This is a genomic window from Corynebacterium sp. UMB4614, from assembly GCF_030217065.1.
GTDB lineage: Bacteria > Actinomycetota > Actinomycetes > Mycobacteriales > Mycobacteriaceae > Corynebacterium.
In genome coordinates this window covers 1-17,356 of the sequence record NZ_JASONC010000026.1, presented here as the reverse complement: position 1 = coordinate 17,356, position 17,356 = coordinate 1, and the positions used below count along the sequence as shown (strand labels likewise).

The following is a 17,356-nucleotide window of genomic DNA, read 5'->3' as shown; positions in this document are numbered from 1 at the left end:
CCCGGCCATGCGTTTCTCCCGTGTTCCCAACCGTGTGCCCGTGTGCCCGTACGTGCCCCATCCCCTGGCGATGCGCGCCGGGCTGCGCGTGCCCGGCTCCCTGTTCCGGTTTTGGGCTGTAGCGTGTCAGGTTATGTTTGTTTTGTGGCACGGCACGGCCCGAAACCGGGCGGGGAACCTCAGCCTCGAGACTTGTGGCGGATGATGGCGCGCACCCGGTCCAGCACTCTCTCTGGATCGCGCATGCTTCGGGCGCTCAGCCTCAACGGGGTGAGGCCAAGGGCGGTCAGGCGTGTATTCACTTCGGTATCCCATTCGCGCTGGTCGGACGACGAGTGATACGCGCCGTCATAGAAAATCATGAGTCGGGTTTCCCACGAGCCAAGATCAGCAGTCGCAATGGGGCCGTCTGCGTCCGCAATCCGCACCTGGACCTCCAGATCTGGCAGCACAGGTTTGAGAAGAAGACGCAGCCACGTCTCGGGTGGGGAGTCAGCACCGAGCGCACCATGCTTCAGCACTACCTGTTGCACCTCGCGGGAGACGGGGAGCACATCGTTGACCTGGGCGATAAGTTCAGCTGGAGTGAGATTTGTGAAGGTGCACAGGGCGTCGGCTCCTTGAACGATGCGGAGATGGCTGGGTTTGATGCGGGGAAGCTGGGCGCTGTACCAGGTGTGTTTTTGCTGGCAGATGCTAGTTAGGAACTGACTGGCCGCGATCGGTAGCGGAGCCAGCGGTAGGTTCGGCAGGAGTCTGTCGTGACGAATGATGGGCTCGAATGACACCTTCACCGTGCTTCGTCGAGCTTGTCTTGGGTGCTGTGCGCTTTTCCGCGAGCTCGGTGTGATCATCTGAGCCGGCTGACCCTCGTGGAAGTACGGAAATCCCTGTATCGCCAGGGCAGAGATCCCGCCTGCGATCCAGGATGGATGAGCCATGAAATGCCCGCGAACCCGAACATCGTGCGGAAACTCCAGCGGAGGGCGGCTGGCGTGGCGCTCGAGAATCGCAGCTCGTTGCTTCGCGGTTTGGGCCAGTTCCAGAGCGCGAAGAATTTCGGGTGGCTTCGCGAGCCAAGTCTTAAAGGTGCACGGCTCGAAGTATCGATGGAGCATGGTGCGGGTAACCCCAAGCTCTTGCAGCTGTTTCCAGGTGTGGGGCACCTCCTGGTACCTGCGGTTCGTGAAGTTGCTCGGCAATAGCATTGGTCCCCCCCGTTTCTTTCGCCGGGCAGCCCGCCGACCAGGTGCGCGGCTATCGCGCGTGGTGAGCAGGGCGCGCTCGCCAGGCTGTCTCACTCCCCACGTGCGCTTGCCTGGCTGTCCCCACGTGTTCGCTCCCCGGGCGTAGCACTCCGGCTAGAGCGCCAGTGAATCCCCCGCAGCGATATCCGCTCAGTGATGTCCCCTGGTAGCCCCTGAGTGTCGGGCCAGTCGAAGTGAATTGCTGTTGGTTTCTTAGCTATTAGACAATCCGGCGGGCGCTTTGGTTCCCGGTCCGGGCAGATGAATGCAGTTTTGGGCCGTCACGTGTCACGTTCTGCCGGTTTTTTGACACGCCACGGCCCAAAACCGGCGTTTGCCCCAAGACAGCCGAAAACCAGCGGTGGATGCCAAGGCGGGGTCAAGGGCTGCCATCATGGCTGCTCCCGCTAACACGGGCAGGTGCGCCCCCGTTTTGGGCCGTCACGTGTCAGGTTTGGCCTGTTTTGTGACATGGCACGGCCCAAAACCCGTCCCAGCCCAGCCACCCCAGGACCAAGCCCCCGCCCCAGCGATCCCCGGTAACCCGCCCGGCTACCGCCCCAGGTCGCGCAGGACGTTGCGCACGTGCTGCCCCGCCTCGGGCCCCTCGTAGGCCTCCACGACCTCGTCCACCGCGCCGGCCTGCCGAATCTCACCGTGGTCAATCCACAGCGCGCTATCGCACAGCTGCGCCAGGAACTCATTGGAGTGCGAAGCGAACACCAGGATGCCCGAGCGCTTCACCATCTCAACCAGCCGCGACCGCGCCTTCGCCATGAACGCCGCATCCACGGCCCCGATGCCCTCGTCGAGCAGCAGAATCTCCGGATCGATGCTGGTCACCACGCCCAGCGCCAAACGGATGCGCATACCGGTGGAGTACGTCCGCAGCGGCATCGCAAGGTAATCCCCCAGCTCCGAGAACTCCGCGATCTCATCCATCTTCCGGTGCATCGCCTTGCGCGTCTGCCCCAGGAATAGCCCGCGGATAATGATGTTCTCGTAGCCGGAGATCTCCGGGTCCATGCCCACACCCAGGTCGAACACCGGCGCCACGCGCCCGCGCACCACAGCGGACCCCCGCGTCGGCTCGTAAATCCCGGACAGCAGCCGCAGCAGCGTGGACTTACCCGCACCGTTGTGCCCGACCAGGCCCACGCGGTCGCCGTCCTGCAGGTGCAGGTTGATGTCCTTCAGCGCCTCCACCATCACGGTGTTGGACTCGTTCCGCCCGATCGCGCCACCGGCCGCACCCAGGAACGTGTGCTTCAGCGACCTGGTCTTCGCGTCGAAGATCGGGAAATCCACGCAGGCGTTGTAGGTGTCGATGCTGACTTGCTGCTTCATTCTTTTTCTTTCTTTTTTAGGACGCCAACCCGTTCGCCTTGTTACACCCAGTAGCTAACCCGGAAGCGCCACTTCCGCATGGCCAGCAGGGCAAGACCCAGGCCCACCACGGTCATGGCGATCACGATGTACCAGGAGGACGCCTCGACTGGCACGTTGATCATCGGCCCGCGCACGATCTCCAGGTAGTGGTACAGCGGGTTGAGCTTGGCCAGCGCCGCCCGCTCGGCGACCGCACCACCTTGATCGGTGAGGGTTTGTGCGGTCCACACGATTGGCGTCATATAAAAGGCCAGCTGGACGAGGGAGTCGAGCAACGGGGCGACGTCGCGAAAACGGGTCGCGACGATACCGAAGAACATGGTCACCCACACGCCGTTGATGATGAGCAGAGCGAGCCCCGGCACTGCCAGGAGCACCTCCCACCCGACGGGGATGCGGAAGATCGCGAGCAGCGCCAGCCAGATCACGAGGTTGTGCAGCAGGAAGAGGAACTGCCGCCACACGAGCCGGTAGACGTGCACGGATAGGGCGGAGGGCAGCTGCTTAATCAGGCCTTCGTTGGAGATGAAGACCTCCGCGCCTTCCTTGATGCAGCCGGCGATGAAGCCCCACATGATGAGGCCGACGGCGACGTGCGGCAGGAAGACGGCCACGTCGATGCCGAAGAGCTGGGAGTACAGCAGGCCCAGGGCGGCGGCCATCACGCCGGTGGCGATGGTGATCCACAGTGGGCCCAGGACGGAGCGGCGGTAGCGCTGCTTGATGTCCTGCCAGCCGAGGGCGAGCCAGAGCTCACGCTGCTGGAATCCTCGTGTGAGATCGTCCCAGGCGGCGGCGAAGGTTTGCGAGCGCGAGGCTGGGATGTCGCCGTCGTGGGTTGCGGTGATCCTGCTGAGGTCTGTCATGAGTATCGCATTCTAGTAGGAGGTGCGGACACGGTCGCTCAAGCGCGCCGGGGCTGCCCGCGCGGCCTCTGATGTTGCGACCTGCGTCACGCTGTAGTTTGCGCTGTGTGCGCAGCGGAATCGCGGTTGTGGTGGCCGTGAGCCCGCGGCGCCGCTCCTGAGGCGGCGGGCGGAGCAACTCTCGGGTTCAGGCCGGATCGCCCTCGGCTTCTGGGTCGGACGTTGTCAGGTGGCGCTGGTATTGTTTTGGCGTGACGGAGCCCGGGTCGCCGCGGATGCGGTTGGCCTGCGGTTTCACGCCGGTGCCGATGGTCGCTGGTTTGCTACGACGTCAGCGCCTGGTTCCGGTCGGCGCCAACGCGCGGTGCCAGCGTCCGGTGCCAGCCGTCAGGACCTTAGGACGTCAGCGCCTGGTTCCGCTCGGCGCCAACGCGCGGTGCCAGCGTCCGGCGTCGTTGCCCGGTGACGCCGCGCCGCGAGCGCCGTGAGGTCACGGTGTTGCTAGAGACGTCGGCACCACGGCCCCACCGGCCCCCCGGCTCACGCCGGGCCAGTAGTTTTTCCAGGAAGGGAGATGGCTTGTTCGACAACGCACGGTTCGACAACCCCAGGGTGCGTGGTCTGTACACCTCCCTTTCCGACGGCTGGGTTTATATGAACGCAGCGACGGACCCGCAGCTACCCGAGCGCGTCTCTGGTGCGGTCTCGCGCGCCTTCCGTTCTGCCCCGCTGGCTGCCCCGATTGAGGAAACCCACGGGGAGCACAGCCGTGCCGCTAGCCCGGGCACGCGCATCGGCGAAAGCCACATCAAATCCGCTCGCGTCGCGATCGCTGACCTGGTCGGCGCCCGCCCGGAGCATGTGATCCTGGGCAGCTCGCGCAAGCAGTTGATCAACCAGCTCGCGGAGAGCATGTCTCACCGCCTGCGCTTGGGCCGCCAGGTCGTCCTCTCCCGCGTAGATGACGGCGCGAACATCGACCCGTGGCTGCGCGCCGCCGACCTGTACGGCGCTGACGTCCGCTGGGCGGAGGCCGACCTGTCCACGGGTGTCCTTCCCGCCTGGCAGTACACGGAGCTGGTGAGCCCGGAGACCGCGGTCGTCGCGGTGGCTGCGGCGAATGAACACGTCGGCACGGTCACAGACGTCGCCGCGATCGGACGTACGGTGCACGCGAAGTCGGACGGCATCTTCGTCGTCGACGCGAACGCCGTCGCCCCGTTCCACGTGATCGATATCGCTGACCTGGGCGCGGACGTCCTGGCGCTGGACGTCGCGACCATCGGCGGTCCGTCGATCGGTGCGCTGGTCTTCCGGTCGGTGGAGCTGATGGGGGAACTGTTCCCGCACCCGCCGCGCCAGTCCCGCGCCCGCGCGGCGGCCCGTTTCGGTGCTCATAAGGACGTCGCCCCCGGCCCGGGTGGTCTCGCGCTGCGCGGTGCGGTGCACCCGTCGGTGGAGCGCGCCCGCGAGTGGCTGGAGCTGGGCGGATTGAGCGAGGGTCTGCTCGGAGGGGTGTCCGCGGCGGTGGATCACCTGGCGGACCTGGCGTCCGATGCGGAGGGGGACTCCCTGCGGGGGACGCGTCGACGTCGCCTGCGTGGTGGGCTTCCCCTGGCGGAGGACTATGTGCACGGCCTGGCCCGGATGGTGGTTGATGGGCTGCACGGTCTGCCGGGCGCGCATGTCATCGGCCTGGAGGGGGAGTACGAGGAGCACTTCGACTACGACTCGGTGGAGCGCATCCCTCGCTTGAGCTTCTTCATCGATGGGGTGCCGGCGGAGGCGGTGCACGACCGCTTGTTTGCGCAGGGTGTGGTCACCAGTGTGATTCCCCCGGGGGACTCGGAGCTGCTGGAGCAGATGGGGGTTTTCGAGTCCAGCACGGGAGCGGTGTGCGTGGGGCTGAGCGTGCACAACACGGTCGGCGATGTGAATCGCCTGCTCCGCGCGGTCGCGAGCCTGCGCTAGCCGCAGCCCTAGCCGCGCCGGGCTGGGGCGTGGTGGCTCACCCGGCCTCATTTCAGATCGCCCACGCAGGGCATGCAGGTATTCATGGGTGCGCGGGGCATTCGGGCCCCGCGCCCAGCCCCGTGCCAGCTCCGCCCCCAGGCCTTTCCCCCGCGGCGCCGTAGGCCCCAGGCACCCTAGTCCTGCGGGACCTCGAAGACCACCTTGCCGGTGACCTCGCCTGCCAACAGTGCCTGATGGGCCGCGGCGGCGTCCTGAATGGGGACGGTGCGGTCGATGTGGTGGCTGATCTTCCCGCTTTCGAGCAGGGGCCACATCTCCTCGAGCGTGCCGCGCACGATGCGGGCCTTATCCTCTGCGTCGCGGTAGCGCAGCCCCGTCGCGGAGATCGTGCCGCGCTTGTTGAGCAGGCGGGCGATGTTGAGCTCGCCCTTCACCCCGCCCTGCATGCCGATGATCACCATGCGGCCGTCCATCGCCAGGGCCTTGACGTTGGAGTCCAGGTATTTCGCGCCGATGATGTCGAGGATGACGTCCGCGCCGCCGAGCTCCCGCAGCACCTCCGCGAAGTCCTCTTCCTTGTAGTTGATCAGCGTGTCCGCGCCGTAGCGGCGGCACACGTCGAGCTTCGCCTGGCTGCCTGCGGTTACCGCGACCTTCGCGCCGATGGCATGGGCGTACTGCGTGGCGAAGAGGCCGATGCCCCCGCCGCCGCCGTGGAACAGAGCGCGCTCGCCTTCGCGCAGCCCCGCGATGTCCGCAACATTTGACCACACGGTGCACGCGACCTCCACGACGCTGGCGGCCTCCGCGAGGCTGTAACCCTTCGGGATCGGCATCAGCTGACCTGCGGGGACGGCCGCGTGCGTGGCGTAACCGCCACCGCTGAGCAGGACGGCGACCTCCTCGTCCTCCTGCCACGGGGTGCCGTCTGCCTTCGTCGCACCGTTCGGATTTTCGACGACGCCGGCGGCCTCCAAACCGATCGTCTCCGTCACGCCCTTTGGCGGCGGGTAGTGCCCCTGGGCTTGCAGAGTGTCGGCACGGTTGAGCCCGGCGTAGTGGATGCGGATCAGGGCCTCGCCCTCGGCGGGTTGGGGCTTGTCGATGGCCTGCCACTCGAGGGAGCTGGGGTCCTTCGGGTCGGTTTGGATGATGGCGTGGGCGGTGTTTGTGCTGGTGGAAGTCATGGCGCCCAGCCTAGCAACGGCTGCAGACACGGGCCCCGGATTCCGTCGATGCCCTTGTGCTGGCTAGGTGCGCGTGCCAGTTTGTGCCCGCTAATTGCCCAATTTTTGCCCAATCTTGCGTCAGCGGTGGCGACCGTCTGCAAGTGTCGGCTCCCTTGAGCGTTGGGTTGCATTTCGCACGCTGATCGAATGTTCCCGCGCTGACCAGGCGTTTTGGGTGCTGGACTGGACGGCGAAGCTCAAAGAAACGGGGGATGCGAAAACCCCCAGGTAGCTGGTGCTACCTGGGGATCTCCATCAGCGGAAGTAGAGGGATTTGAACCCCCGGATGGTTGCCCATCGCTGGTTTTCAAGACCAGTGCATTCGGCCGCTCTGCCATACTTCCGTGCGCGGGTTAGCTTACCCGGTGCCCCTTTAAACCGCACACGGAACTGTGCCACGCCTGGCCCATCGGGGCATCGGGTCGCGCTGGAGGAGTCCACCTTGGTGACTCTTACCGGTTTTGGGCTGTGCTGTGTCGCAAAACGGGGGAATCCTGACACGCTACGGCCCAAAACGCTTCTTGCTCATTCGGCAGGCGGGCGTGCGGGCTCGGAGTCCACCTTGGTGACTCTTACCGGTTTTGGGCCGTGCCGTGCCACAAAACGGGCAAATCCTGACACGCTACGGCCCAAAACGTTTCTCGCTCATTCGGCAGGCGGGCGTGCGGGCTCGGAGTCCACCTTGGTGACTCTTACTGGTTTTGGGCTGTGCTGTGTCGCAAAACGGGGGAATCCTGACACGCTACGGCCCAAAACGCTTCTTGCTCATTCGGCAGGCGGGCGTGCGGGCTCGGGGTCCACCTTGGTGACTCTTACCGGTTTTGGGCCGTGCCGTGCCACAAAACGGGCAAATCCTGACACGCTACGACCCAAAACGCTACTCGCTGGCCCAAACGCTACGGGTCCGCCGAAACCAGTCCCGCGCCAGGCGGCGCTGAGGTCGGCCAGCAAACGAGCACGAGCTCGCCCTAGGCCAGGACCTTCGATTCCGCGATGCCCTCGTCCATGCGCCGGTTGTAACCGTCCAGCCCCTTGCGCAGCACCAGACCCAGCAGCAGCGCCGGCAGGATAAACACCAGCAGCCCCAGGATGTCCAGCCAGTAATCGCCCTGGTACGTCCCCGCGATGGAGGAGCGGAACGCCCGGATCGCGTACGTCGCCGGCAGGAATGGGCTCATGGACTGGAACCAGCCAGGCAGCAGTTCAAGCGGATACGCGCCACCCGCACCCGAGACCTGGAACACCAGCAACAGCACGCCCAGCGCCTTACCCGCGTTACCGAAGGAGATCACCAGCGTGTACACCACCAGCATGAACACCATTGAGCTCAGCCAGCAGGCCAGCGTAAACAGCAACGGGTGCGCGGGCTCGATGCCCACGAAGAAGATCAACCCGGCTGCCATCAGCAGGCTCTGCACCGTGCCGATCAACGCGAAGATCCCGAAGCGCCCCAGGTAGGCCTGCGCGCGGCTGTAGCGCTCCGGGTCCAGTGCCTCCTCGGTTTCCTCGCCGCGCTCAGAGATGCGGGTGTGCACCACCACGGAGGTGATCAGCGCGCCGACCCACAGCGCCAGCGAGGCGTACAGCGGGGTCATGCCCGTACCGAAGCTATTCACCTCGTTTAGCGGCTCGCGCTTCACCGCCGTGGGGTTGGCCATGTGCTGCGCCAGCAGGCTCGGGTCGTTGCCGATCATCCGTGCCAGCCGGGAGAGGTCACCCGTCTCACCGGCCCGCTTGATCTCCTTGGCCAGCTTGTCCGCGTCACCCGCGCGCTGGTTCAGCTTCTCCGACAGCTCCGCGGTGGCTGCCTGCATCGATCCCAAAGAGTCCGCGAGCGACGCGTCCCCCAGCGTGCCCTTCGCCCGCCGCAGGTCCGCCTTCACGCCCTGCACGCTCTGGCTGAGCTGCTGCACGGAGTCACCAAGCTTTGCCAGCTGGGGCTGCAGGTCGTTTGCGTAGCTGTTCCTGGCCTTATCGACGGCCTCGACAGCCTTCGCGATCGCGGATTTACTGTCCTTCCGCGCCTGCTCCATGTCCGTCTTGCCGGAGCGCAGGTCCTTGGCGGACCGGCGGAACGTGTCCCGCAGCTCGGTGGCCCGCGCGATGGACTCGTCGATGTTGCTCAGCACCCGCTGGTACGCGGGCTTCGCGGTGATCGGCAGTGCTGGGGCCACGCGGGTCTCCAGCGTGTTGCGCAGGTCATTCAGCCCGCGCAGCTGTGCGTCGAAGCGGTCGGCCATCCGGTCCAGCTCGTTCGCGGAGGCCTCCGGGCTGCTGTTCGCGCGCCCGAAGACGCGGTCGATACTGTTGCCCACCGCGTTGTAGCTGTCGCTGGTGGCCTGGAGGGACTCGCTCAGGGACGACGCCGCGTCGGCGAAGGTCCGGCCCAGGTTGGCCAGCGCTTCGTCGCCCGCGCCGGAAGCCCCGCCCGAGCCGCCGGAACCGCCGGTTCCGCTCAGGTTGAGGGCATCCATTTGGGCGCCAGCGGACTCGGTGATCCGCTCGGCGCTTTGGGCCAGCGGGATCGTGGATTCCACCAGGGAGGACAGCGAGGACACGGAGTTGCTGCCCTGCCGCAGCTGGCGGGCCACCCCGTCGACGCTGGACTCCATGCGGTTGAGCACGGCCTTCGTGTCCCCGTCGGTGAGCACCTTATTGAGGTCGGTGACCAGCCCCAGGCCGACGTTATTGACGACCTCAGAGAAGGACTCGTTGATCTGGTCGATCGCGCCGGTAGCTGCCTGCTCCGTGATCATCGGGGCCAGTGAGTTCTTCTTCTGGTTCGTGTACATCGTCAGCTCCGTGGGCTCGGTGCCGGCGATGTAGAAGGTCATCAGGTCCTTGGAGAAGCTCGGCGGCAGCACGATGCTGGCGTAGTACTCGCCGGAGCGGGTGCCCTCGAGCGCGTTTTCCTTGGTGGTGATGGTCCAGTCGATCTGTTTATTCAGGCTCAGCTGGGCCAGCACCTGCTCGCCCAGGTTGAGGTTCACCTGCGCGAGATCGGTGTTGTGGCCCTCGTCCTCGCTGCTCACCGCGATCTTGAGCTCGTCGGTGTTATCGAAGGGGTTCCAGCTGGCGAGCACGTTGAACACGGTGAAGACCAGCGGAACCACGGTGAGCCCGAAAAGCACGATCATGGTGATGACGTTCTTGCGGGCAGACCGCAGGTCATGGTGCAGGATTTCGCGGATCTTGCTCATTAGTTCTCGCCCTCCTGCTTCTCGACGTCGCTGTTGCCACCGTTATCTCCATCGGCGCCTTCGCCACCGTCGGCGGCCGCATCGCCGCCCCCGGCCTTCTCGGCGTGGGCGCGCGCGAGGTGTTCCTCGTGCTCGTCGTCGAAGGTATATTCCTTGGACCCGGCCGCCTGGGTGGCGGCAACGTACTGCAGCTCATCGCTATCCAGGTCGCCCAGCTCCTGGGCGTGCAGGTAGCTCTGGCCGGTGTACTCCCGCGCGCCGATGATGAAGATGATCAGCAGCGCCCAGGCGATACCGATCGCGAAGATTGTGGCGCGTTCGGTGTCGAAGACGGCGTTGACCACGCCCAGCACCGCGAGCCCGATCAGCCCGATGATGGCGGTCCGGCGGATTTGCTTCGGCGTGTCCCGCAGCACCTTGGCCGTGCGCTCCTCGGTGAATTCGTTGAATTGCTCGTGGTTGTTCAGCGCGTGGATGACGTCCGCCATCCGGTAGCCGGAACCGACCACCTGAACCTTGTCGGAGACCAGCAGGCCGGAACGGGCGAGCTGCTGGTTCAGGATCAGGTTCACGTGCGACAGGCGTCGTCGGGCGACCATGCCCACGAACAGGAAGACCAGGGAGAGCAGCCCCAGCACCCCGAGCGCCTGCCAGTAGTGGGAGCCGTAGAAGCCGCCGATGGTTTCACGGGCGGCGTCGATGCCGTAGGTCATCGGCAGCAAGGGGTGCACGATCTTGAAGAAGTCGGGCGTCATCTCGATGGGGTAGAGCCCGGAGGCACCCGGGATCTGGATGAAAGCCATACCCACCGCCAGGCCACGGCCGATGTGACCCAGCGCGGAGACAAGCCCGTATATCACCCCGAGGTATCCGAACCCGACCAGCACGTTCGTGAGCGTGTACAGCGTTGGGCTGACGGTCTGCACGCCGATCAGCAGGTTACCGATGGACACGATCAGGGCCTGCCCCACAACGAAGGCTGCCAGCAGCAGGAAGCGGCCCCAGAAGGCCTGGCTGACACTCACGCGGCGGGCCCTCTTACCCAGGTCCTCGGTGTCCACCTCCACGCGGAAGATGACGACCAGCACGAACGCGCCGATCCACAGCGTCAGGTTCGTGAACAGGGCGGCCATTCCGGAGCCGTAGCTTTTCACCGGGTACATCGGCTCGTTGACCAGCGTGGCCGGGGTGGCCATGAACTGCCCGATGTCCTCGGAGTTCAGCCCGCGGACCGTGCGGAAGGCCTCGTCGTCGCCGAGGCGCAGGGCCAGGACGTCCGTCTTCGCGTTCTCGACCCCGTCCCGCAGGCTGCTGAGGTTGCCCTTGAAGTCATCAATGACGTCGGTCGTGGCGCCGATCTGCCGATCCACGCCGTCCAGGACGTTCGAGGCCTCCCTGAGCAGCGACTGCTGGGAGCTCAAGGACCCGGAGAAGGAGCCGGTGGCCGCGCTCAGCCGGTTGATCGCGCGGTTGAGCTTGGGCAGCGTGTCTCCCGTGGTGCTGTTCAGCCCCTTCGCGGAGTCCCGTGCGGCGGCTGCGGCCTGCGTCAGCTCCTCGGAGCTTTCCCGCAGCACCTTGGCGGTTTCGCTGGTGCTCTTGCCCGCGGCGTTGAGGTCTGCGAGTAGCTGCCGGTTGGCGTCGTTGCTGCGCTGCAGTTCGTCGATGGTGGCGTTGAGCGGGCCAGCGACGGCCGGGCTCACGCCCGCGGCGTCCATCAGACCGCGGAGCTGCGCGATATTACGGTCCCCGAGGTCGACGAGTTGGGTGGTCTGCTCGCTGGCGCCGGCGATCTGTCGTCCGGCCTGCTCGGCGGCGCTACTGACCCCGGCGACGGAGGAGTTCGCGGCGGCCGTGCCCTCAGCCAGGGCGGCAGTGCCCTGGGCGTAGGCGTCGCCGGCGGAATCGGAGAAGTCCGCGACCATGCGCTGCACGATCGCGACGGACTTATCGACCTCCGCGAGGGTGGACTTGGCGTCCTCAAGGGTGCCGTGAGCGGAGTTCAGCGCATCCTTGGTGGCGGCGATGGTGGGGCGGGCGCCGGCCACGCGCCCCTTCATTTTGTCCAGGGATTCCTGGCCCTCGTCCAGTGTCGCGAGGGTGTCGTCCAGCCCGGTGACGGCCTTGTTCTTGCTGTTGTCGAGCCGCCCGGAGATGCTGTTGCCCTCTTCCCGGACCTTCTTGGACGCCGTCTCGCCCAGCTGCTTTTTGAAGGAGCTGGTGATCTGGTCGTTGATCGCGGACGCGCCGGCATCGGTGATCAACGGGGCGACGGCGCTGAGCTTCTCGTTCGGCCGGTAGATCAGCTGCGGCTGGCTATAGGTTCCCTGAAATGTGGAGAGGAGATCCCGGGAGAAACGGTCGGGGATCTCGATGCTGCTGAAGACGTCGCCACGCGCGAGCGCATGATCGGCCTCGGATTTGGACATGAATTGCCAGCCGAGCTCGTCGTTTTCCTTGAGCTCGGCGACGACCTCGTTGCCGATGTTCAGCGACCCCGTGAGCGGCGATGACGCGCCGCGATCTTCGTTGACGACGGCGACCTTGATGTTTTCGGTGCTGCCGTAGGGGTCCCAGAAAGCTGCGACGTTCACCCAGGAGTAAAGCGCGGGAGTGATCATGACTCCGATGAGAATGACCCACACTTTACGGACACTCACGAGACGCTTGAGGTCTCGAATAAAGATCTTCCAGGCGGTGTTCACCACGTGACCGTACCATTTTTGGAGGCTGTTGAGCACTCGTTGCTGCCCGGAGGGGAGGAGGGGCGCCGCGCCTAGCGCAGGAGAAATGCGCTTAGCGGGCAAATTGACTCAGCTGGGAGCTAAGTCGCTGCCCTCAGCAGGCCTAAATCGGAAGGATGCGGGTGATCGCGCCCAGCTCGGTCAGCTCCATGGCAGCATCGGCCCGTCCCTGGCCTTCGCCCCGCGGCGCGCGATAAGCCAGCGGGGAACCAACCTCGGCCCGGCTGAGGACTCGCCAGCGCAGGAACTCGTGAGCAACCTCGCGCCGGGCGATGTGGGTGAGCCACAGCTGCCGATCCACGAGCATCGTTGCGCCCGAATCGAAGCTCAGCAGGTACTCTCGGTTGCTCAGCTGGCTGTGCTGCAGGCCGCCCAGCGAGCGCACGCCTTCCGGCTGAGCAGGCTGATCCAGCACCGTGATGCGACGCACCAGCCCCAAGCGGTGCTCGGAACCCTGCGCGCTGCGCAGCCGGAGTGGCTCGCCGGGGCGGCAGCGCAGAACGGCCTCGTACTCCCACATCACCGGTTGCATCAGGGACGCCGAAGCATCGGCCGAGCCGCGTTGGTTCCGCCGTCCCCCGCGGCGGGATGCCCCGGACCGACCACCACGGCTGGCCGTGGCGGGCCGGGCGTGTGGGGCGGGGAAGCGCGCCGGGCGAATCACGGCCCAGCCGCCGCCGATCGTGGCCACCCGCTCGGGAGCTCCGGCGTTTGCCCCCAATTCGACGCGTGCCAGCTGCTGGGCCTCGGGGGTGGCGCCACGTGGAGGCGTGGTTGCGTCCCCCGTGCTTGCAGCAACGTTTGCGGCCGCAGCGCCGTCAGCGCCGTCCCCATTGTCATCTCCAGCGCCACCCCGGCCTGGTTCGAAAGCCCACGGATGCACCGCCAGCTCAGCATGCAGGGCCGCGAGCAGCTCCTCATCCGAAGAGTTACGGGCCACCCCCAGCGGCTCCAGGCGAGCGAAGAACTCCGCGAAGGAAAGCTCCGGTTGCGCCTCCCACGCCTGCTGCAGCACCCGCATGACCCCGGGTATCCGAGTGGGATCTTTCATCAATACCTCTTAATGCCGAGCGTTCAGGGGGAGACGTCCTAAAAATATGGGGGGGTCGAACAGGAACCTATCCGACACACAGTGCCCGGGAAATTTTCATTAATGCTGAAGATAGCCGACAATAGGGGTGAAAACCGGCAGCGCAACAACCGGCTACCGGTTGATCCACCTCACGAACACGGCCTAGCAACGTCGCTAGCCCAGATAAGAATGGGGGAGCTGATGAGCGCACCCAAGAATCGCGATTCGGAGAACACCGTGGTCGAACGCGATGCACAGGACACCGGCACCACGGCCACCGCCACCACCGCGCCCGCCCCGGAGCAGAAGGTCGACGCCGACCTCATCACCGAGCGCGCCGAACAGGAGCAGAAGGCCCGCCGCCGCGCCGTCGTCGGCCTGTTCGTGGGCGTCCTGCTCGCCATCCTCGTCTACGCAATCTTCCCGGCCGATGCCGCGGACGTCGTGAACAGGGCGCACCCGGATGCGGAGAAGGGCCCCTTCGACGCTGACGCGCTGCGCATCACCGCCGCGATCGCCGTCCTGATGGGCGCCTGGTGGATGACTGAGGCCCTGCCGCTGGCAGCCACCGCCCTGGTGCCGCTCGTGGCCTTCCCGATCCTGGGCGTGGTGCCGTTTAAGGAGGTCTCGCCCTCCTACGCCAACCCCACGATCTTCCTGTTCATGGGCGGATTCATCCTCGCGCTCGGCATGCAGCGCTGGAACCTGCACCGCCGCCTCGCGCTGCGCGTCGTGACCCTGGTGGGCACGAAGCCGAAGCAGATGGTGCTGGGCTTCATGATCGCCACCGGGTTCATGTCCATGTGGGTCTCCAACACCGCGACCGCCGTGGTGATGCTGCCGATCGGTATGTCCGTGCTGGGGCTGACCGCCGACATGGTGGGTGGCTTCTCGAAGCAGAAGAAGTTCTCCACCGCCCTGATGCTGGGTATCGCCTACTCCGCCTCCATCGGCTCGCTGGGCACCATCATCGGCACCCCGCCGAACACCCTGATGGTTGCCTACCTGCAGGAATCCCACGACATCCACATTGGTTTCGGCCAGTGGATGCTGGTCGGTGTGCCGATGGCTGCCGTGTTCATGGTGCTGGCCTGGCTCGTGCTGATCACGGTGTTCAAGCCGGAGATGGACCAGATCCCGGGTGGCCGTGAGCTCATCCAGGAGGAGCTGGAGAAGATGGGTGCGATGTCCCGCGCGGAGAAGACCGCCGGCACCATCTTCCTGCTCGCTGCCCTGGCGTGGGTCTTCGTCCCGGTCATCTCCGACTGGGCCGGTTGGGAGCACAACATCGACGACGCCACCATCGCCATCACCGCCGCGATTCTGATGTACATGCTGCCGGCCGATGGTTCCGGTAGCCGCGTCATGGACTGGGAGCACACCAAGGAGGTTCCGTGGGGTGTGCTGCTGCTCTTCGGTGGTGGCCTGGCGCTGAGCTCCATGTTCGATAAGTCCGGCCTCTCCCTGTGGATCGGTGAGGTCGCCCGTGGCCTGGGTGGTCTGCCGATCGTGATGCTGATCGCCGCGACGGCCATCGTCATTCTGGTGCTGACGGAGTTCACGTCGAATACGGCGACGGCCGCGGCCTTCCTCCCGATCATGGGCGGCGTGGCTGTCGGTACGGGCCTGACCGCGGGCAACGACATGAACGTCCTGCTGCTGACGGTCCCGGTCGCCCTGGCTGCTACCTCGGCGTTCATGCTGCCGGTCGCAACGCCGCCGAACGCGATCGCTTACGGCTCGGGTTATGTCCGCATTGGCGACATGGTGCGCGGTGGTCTGTGGCTGAACCTCTTGGGCATCGTCCTGATCACCATCGTGACCTTCGCGCTGGCGGTGCCGGTCTTCGGGCTGACGCTGTAATTCTGTAGAAGGAAAGAGCGCGCCACCGGGGCAGGTGGCGCGCTCTTTGTTATTGGGGTGGGTCGAGGCTGACCCGCGGCGTGGGCTGGTTCCGAGTCAGCGCCTAGAGCTGAGCCAGGGCGCGGCGCAGCGCCGGGATCAGCTCCTCGGTTTCTGTCTCATCGGTCACCGTGATGCGCACGCCCTCGCCGGCGAAGCAGCGGGTGAGGATGCCCTCCTCCTTCATCGCCGCCTCCAGGGCTTCGGCTTTGTCCCCGACGGGCAGCCACACGAAGTTCGCCTGCGACGGTACCTGGAGCTCGGCGGGCAGCGACTCGGTGACGCGCTCGCGCTGGTTGATCGTCTCCGTCACCCGCTGCTGCAGCTGCTGCTGCGCCTCCTCGCCGATGCTCTCCAGGCCCGCGACCTGGGCCAGCGCGTTAACGCCGAAAGGGATCGCGACCTTGAGCAGCGCTTCGACGAACTCCGCGGAGCCGGCCAGGTAGCCCAGGCGCACCCCCGCCAGGCCATAGGCCTTGGAGAAGGTGCGGCATACCGCCACGTTCGGGAACTGCGCCATCAGCGCCAGCCCGTTCACGCTGGCAGCGAAGCCCTCGCCCGGAACATCGGCGCCCTCGCCCGTGTCCCCAGCCAGCCCGGAACGGTCGTATTCGATATACGCCTCGTCCAGCACGACCTGGACGTCCTCCGGCACCTGCTTCAAGAACTCGGTGAGCCGAGCCTGCGGCACTACCGTGCCCGTGGGGTTGTTCGGGTTGCACACGAAGATCAGCCGCGTGCGCTCCGTGACCGCGGCGAGCATGGCGTCCAAATCGATGCGGTAATCATTGCTCAGCGGCACCGCGACCGGCCGCGCGCCGGCGATCTGCGCGAGGATCGGGTAGGCCTCGAAGCTGCGCCAGGGGAACACGACCTCGTCGCCGTCCTGGCAGGTGGCCTGGATGGCCTGCAGGCACAGGGCGCTCGACCCGTTGCCCACCGCGATGTTCTCCGCCGTGAGATCCGGTGCCCCCGGCGTGCGGGACAACCACTCCGCGAGCTCGCCGCGCAGGGCTGCGACTCCCATGTCCGGGTAGCGGTTCAGTCCCGCTGCAGCTTTCGCCACTGCTTCCTGGACGGCGGGCAGGGGTGCTGCGGCCGTTTCGTTGGAGGCCAGGCGCAACGCATCCGGCAGTGCTTTTCCGGGGACGTAGGCGGGCAGTGTGGAGAGATCGGTACGTACCATGCCTGGCATCGTACTCCGCCGGAATGCCTGGTCGGCGGCGTTTGTCTGCCTCACACCCGTTGTGTATGCTTGAACATCGTCTAGTCAGGCGGGTTCGCCCTGTCCTGATCAGATGCTGGAGACGTGCCAGAGTGGCCGATTGGGGCTCCCTGCTAAGGAGTTGTCTGCATTGCGCGGACCGGAGGTTCGAATCCTCTCGTCTCCGCTCTTCAACAAGGCTGTTCGCTGATGAGCTGCCGAAACCGTCGAGGTTTCAAGCTGCCCAGTTCTTGTGGTGAGGCGCTGGGGTTTTTCAGCTTCGGACAGTGTTGTGGGGCGTGTGGTGCGCCTGTGGTGGTCCGAGTGGATTGTGCCGTCGCGTGGCCTTGTTGGAGTACTGCGCCCGTAGCTCAACGGATAGAGCATCTGACTACGGATCAGAAGGTTAGGGGTTCGAATCCCTTCGGGCGCACTCCTATGACAGCGTCGTCGCTGCCCAGGTGGGTGGCCACGGCGCTGTTTTCTTTCTATTTTCTTTTTACGACGTCAGAAGGGCCGCCACGGTTCATCC

At 65.8% G+C, this 17,356-nt stretch carries 10 protein-coding genes and 3 tRNA genes; 4 read left to right on the top strand and 9 right to left on the bottom strand.

Going from position 1 to position 17,356, the window contains the following annotated elements:
* Positions 1-179: 179 nt before the first annotated feature.
* The 3 genes from QP413_RS09120 to QP413_RS09110 form a co-directional block, all read right to left on the bottom strand.
* Positions 180-1,202 (bottom strand): endonuclease domain-containing protein, encoded by a 1,023-nt coding sequence (locus QP413_RS09120; protein ID WP_246818010.1) that lies wholly within the window; start codon positions 1,200-1,202, stop codon positions 180-182.
* A gap of 597 nt (positions 1,203-1,799) precedes the next feature.
* Positions 1,800-2,594, bottom strand: a complete 795-nt coding sequence (locus QP413_RS09115) for an ABC transporter ATP-binding protein (protein WP_148811378.1) — start codon at positions 2,592-2,594, stop codon at positions 1,800-1,802.
* A 41-nt stretch (positions 2,595-2,635) separates the two neighbouring features.
* On the bottom strand, positions 2,636-3,502 hold the full coding sequence (locus QP413_RS09110; protein ID WP_012361173.1) for an ABC transporter permease: 867 nt from the start codon (positions 3,500-3,502) through the stop codon (positions 2,636-2,638).
* A 654-nt stretch (positions 3,503-4,156) separates the two neighbouring features.
* Between QP413_RS09110 and QP413_RS09105 the strand changes: the two genes are divergently transcribed.
* The gene (locus QP413_RS09105; RefSeq protein ID WP_284781515.1) at positions 4,157-5,473 is read left to right on the top strand and encodes an aminotransferase class V-fold PLP-dependent enzyme; all 1,317 of its coding nucleotides are present in this window, start codon (positions 4,157-4,159) and stop codon (positions 5,471-5,473) included.
* A gap of 176 nt (positions 5,474-5,649) precedes the next feature.
* Here QP413_RS09105 and QP413_RS09100 read toward each other — a convergent pair whose 3' ends face one another.
* The 5 genes from QP413_RS09100 to QP413_RS09080 all read right to left on the bottom strand — a co-directional run bounded on the left by QP413_RS09100 (position 5,650) and on the right by QP413_RS09080 (position 13,697).
* Positions 5,650-6,663 carry an NAD(P)H-quinone oxidoreductase gene (locus tag QP413_RS09100; protein ID WP_284781513.1) on the bottom strand — a complete coding sequence of 338 codons (1,014 nt, stop codon included), beginning with the start codon at positions 6,661-6,663 and terminating at the stop codon, positions 5,650-5,652.
* Positions 6,664-6,964: 301 nt separating this feature from the next.
* Positions 6,965-7,049 (bottom strand) — tRNA-Ser (locus QP413_RS09095).
* Between the two features lie 624 nt (positions 7,050-7,673).
* Entirely contained in the window at positions 7,674-9,905 is a 2,232-nt protein-coding gene (locus QP413_RS09090; RefSeq protein ID WP_284781512.1) for a YhgE/Pip domain-containing protein, read from the bottom strand.
* Entirely contained in the window at positions 9,905-12,610 is a 2,706-nt protein-coding gene (locus QP413_RS09085) for a YhgE/Pip domain-containing protein (protein ID WP_284781511.1), read from the bottom strand. Before QP413_RS09085 ends, QP413_RS09090 begins: the two co-directional genes overlap by 1 nt.
* 139 nt (positions 12,611-12,749) lie before the next feature.
* The gene (locus QP413_RS09080; RefSeq protein ID WP_284781510.1) at positions 12,750-13,697 is read right to left on the bottom strand and encodes a hypothetical protein; all 948 of its coding nucleotides are present in this window, start codon (positions 13,695-13,697) and stop codon (positions 12,750-12,752) included.
* 222 nt (positions 13,698-13,919) lie between these two features.
* On the opposite strand from QP413_RS09080, the gene QP413_RS09075 reads away from it, so the two are divergent.
* The gene (locus QP413_RS09075; RefSeq protein WP_284781509.1) at positions 13,920-15,581 is read left to right on the top strand and encodes a DASS family sodium-coupled anion symporter; all 1,662 of its coding nucleotides are present in this window, start codon (positions 13,920-13,922) and stop codon (positions 15,579-15,581) included.
* A gap of 103 nt (positions 15,582-15,684) precedes the next feature.
* On the opposite strand, the gene QP413_RS09070 is transcribed toward QP413_RS09075, so the two are convergent.
* Positions 15,685-16,815, bottom strand: a complete 1,131-nt coding sequence (locus QP413_RS09070) for a histidinol-phosphate transaminase (protein WP_284781514.1) — start codon at positions 16,813-16,815, stop codon at positions 15,685-15,687.
* 108 nt (positions 16,816-16,923) lie between these two features.
* Between QP413_RS09070 and QP413_RS09065 the strand changes: the two genes are divergently transcribed.
* Both QP413_RS09065 and QP413_RS09060 read left to right on the top strand, forming a co-directional pair.
* Positions 16,924-17,011 (top strand) — tRNA-Ser (locus QP413_RS09065).
* A gap of 173 nt (positions 17,012-17,184) precedes the next feature.
* Positions 17,185-17,257: transfer RNA gene (locus tag QP413_RS09060), tRNA-Arg, on the top strand.
* Positions 17,258-17,356: the final 99 nt, after the last annotated feature.

Excerpts from the sequence above, each read along its gene's own strand:
- QP413_RS09115 (WP_148811378.1), bottom strand. The coding sequence starts at position 2,594 with ATGAAGCAGCAAGTCAGCATCGACACCTACAACGCCTGCGTGGATTTC.
- QP413_RS09110 (WP_012361173.1), bottom strand. The coding sequence starts at position 3,502 with ATGACAGACCTCAGCAGGATCACCGCAACCCACGACGGCGACATCCCA.
- QP413_RS09105 (WP_284781515.1), top strand. The coding sequence starts at position 4,157 with ATGAACGCAGCGACGGACCCGCAGCTACCCGAGCGCGTCTCTGGTGCG.
- QP413_RS09100 (WP_284781513.1), bottom strand. The coding sequence starts at position 6,663 with ATGACTTCCACCAGCACAAACACCGCCCACGCCATCATCCAAACCGAC.
- QP413_RS09090 (WP_284781512.1), bottom strand. The coding sequence starts at position 9,905 with ATGAGCAAGATCCGCGAAATCCTGCACCATGACCTGCGGTCTGCCCGC.
- QP413_RS09080 (WP_284781510.1), bottom strand. The coding sequence starts at position 13,697 with ATGAAAGATCCCACTCGGATACCCGGGGTCATGCGGGTGCTGCAGCAG.
- QP413_RS09075 (WP_284781509.1), top strand. The coding sequence starts at position 13,920 with ATGAGCGCACCCAAGAATCGCGATTCGGAGAACACCGTGGTCGAACGC.
- QP413_RS09070 (WP_284781514.1), bottom strand. The coding sequence starts at position 16,815 with ATGCCAGGCATGGTACGTACCGATCTCTCCACACTGCCCGCCTACGTC.